This is a genomic window from Pseudomonas sp. EGD-AK9 (assembly GCF_000465935.2).
Lineage (GTDB): Bacteria > Pseudomonadota > Gammaproteobacteria > Pseudomonadales > Pseudomonadaceae > Aquipseudomonas.
Genome location: NZ_AVOF01000495.1, coordinates 1 through 1,794, shown reverse-complemented (window position 1 = coordinate 1,794; position 1,794 = coordinate 1). Strand labels below are relative to the sequence as shown.

The following is a 1,794-nucleotide window of genomic DNA, read 5'->3' as shown; positions in this document are numbered from 1 at the left end:
TGCCGCGCTCGCGGCCCTGGCCGCCGAGCATGGCCTGGTCGCCGACGGCGACTACCTCGATAACGCCCGCGCGCTGCTGGACGACTGGCAGCGGCGCGCCATCTGGTTTCCTTCCACCGAGGACTGACCCTCATGCTCGCCGTGCTCAATCGATGCCAGGATGCCCTGGACGCCACCCGCCGCCTGGATTTTCTCGGCCCGCTGCTGCTGCGCCTGTACCTGGTGCCGGTGTTCTGGATGGCCGGTACGCAGAAGCTCAAGGATATCGACGCCACCGCCGCCTGGTTCGGCAACCCGGACTGGGGCCTGGGTCTGCCGTTTCCCGAGCTGCTGGCCTGGGCCGCGGCGCTGAGCGAGGCCGGCGGGGCGATTCTGCTGCTGTTCGGCCTGGCGGTGCGCTGGGTGAGCATCCCGCTGATGGTGACCATGCTGGTGGCGATCTGCGCCGTGCACTGGCCCTATGGCTGGCAGGTCATCGCCGACCCCGCGGCGCCCTTCGCCAACGAGCGGGTGCTGGCGGCGGCGGAGAAACTGCAGCGGGCACGGGCGCTGCTGCGCGAGCACGGCAACTACCAATGGCTGACCGGCAGTGGCCAGTTCGTGGTGCTGAACAACGGCATCGAATTCGCCGCCACCTACCTGGCGATGCTGCTGGCGCTGTTCTTCGGCGGGGCGGGGCGCTGGCTGAGCCTGGATTACTGGCTGGCGCGGCGCTGGCGGCAGCAGCGCACGCGGATGGACGGCGGGGCCTAGCCCGGGTGCAATCCGGGGCGGCGATGGTTGGGCTTCGCTGCGCTCGGCGCCAACCTACTCCTGGCGTAGTTCGACCAGCCATTCCTTGGGCACGTCGCGCTTGAGCGCCAGCTGGCACTGCTGGCTGTCGGGGTCGAAGACGATCACCGCCTCGCCCTTGTCGAGGGCGCGGCGCACCCGTTGCACGCGGGTTTCCAGCGGGGTTTCGTCGCCGTTGTCGGTGCCCTCGCGGGTGACGAAGTCCTCGATCAGCGCGGTGAGGGTATCGGCTTGCAGCAGGTGAGCGGGAATCAGCACGGCAGGGAGGCTCCAGTCAAACGGCGCCCATGCTAGCGCGCGCGTCAGGCACTGTGCACCCGGAGAAAACGCTCCAGGGTGCTGTAGAGCAGGCCGCTGTCCAGCGGTTTGCCGAGAAAGTCGTCCATCCCGGCGTCCAGGCCGTGCTGGCGGTGTTCGTCGAGGATATGCGCGGTCAGCGCGACGATCGGCACCGCCGCCAACTGCTGGCTGCGCTCCAGGCGGCGGATCTGCCGGGTGGCCTCGAAGCCGTCCATCAGCGGCATCTCGCAGTCCATCAGGATCAGCTGGATGGCGCCGGGGTCGCGGCCGTATTCGGCGACCGCGGCCTGGCCGTCGGTGACCAGGCGCACGCTGTAGCCGCGTTTCTTCAGGAAACCCTGGACCACCAGCTGGTTCACCGGGTTGTCCTCGGCCACCAGGATGCAGGGGGCGTCGTGGTTGTCGCTGCGTATCTCTCTGAGCAACTGATGTACCTGTGCGCGGGGTTCTTCGTAGAGTTCGCCCAGCGCCTGGCGCAGGGCGTTGACCGCCATCGGCTGGGCCAGGTGCTGCAGGCGCAGGCCCTGGCTGGCCGGCAGCTGCTGGCAGGCTTCGGGCGGGCAGACCAGCAGCACGCGCTGCTGCGGCTGCAGCTTGGGCCGCAGCGAGTCGAGCCAGTGGTTGACGCTGCCCGGCCAGGGCGCCATCAGCACCAGCAGCGGCGGCGCGGCGAAATCCTCCAGGTAATCCAGCAGGCGTTCC

The 1,794-nt window shown here is 69.3% G+C and carries 3 protein-coding genes; 1 reads left to right on the top strand and 2 read right to left on the bottom strand.

The features are described from left to right. Positions 1-132 precede the first annotated feature (132 nt). Positions 133-753, top strand: coding sequence for a DoxX family protein (locus tag N878_RS19420; RefSeq protein WP_021445223.1), 621 nt, complete (start codon positions 133-135; stop codon positions 751-753). Between the two features lie 54 nt (positions 754-807). Here the strand turns inward: N878_RS19420 and N878_RS19415 are convergent, their stop codons facing one another. After that, a complete protein-coding gene (locus tag N878_RS19415; protein WP_021445222.1) occupies positions 808-1,050 on the bottom strand; it encodes a YheU family protein in 243 nt (80 codons plus the stop codon). Between the two features lie 44 nt (positions 1,051-1,094). Continuing rightward, positions 1,095-1,794: response regulator (locus tag N878_RS19410; RefSeq protein WP_031303530.1), on the bottom strand; the 700-nt coding region annotated here is incomplete at its 5' end.

Coding starts and splice junctions, on each gene's coding strand:
- N878_RS19420 (WP_021445223.1), top strand. CDS start 133: ATGCTCGCCGTGCTCAATCGATGCCAGGATGCCCTGGACGCCACCCGC.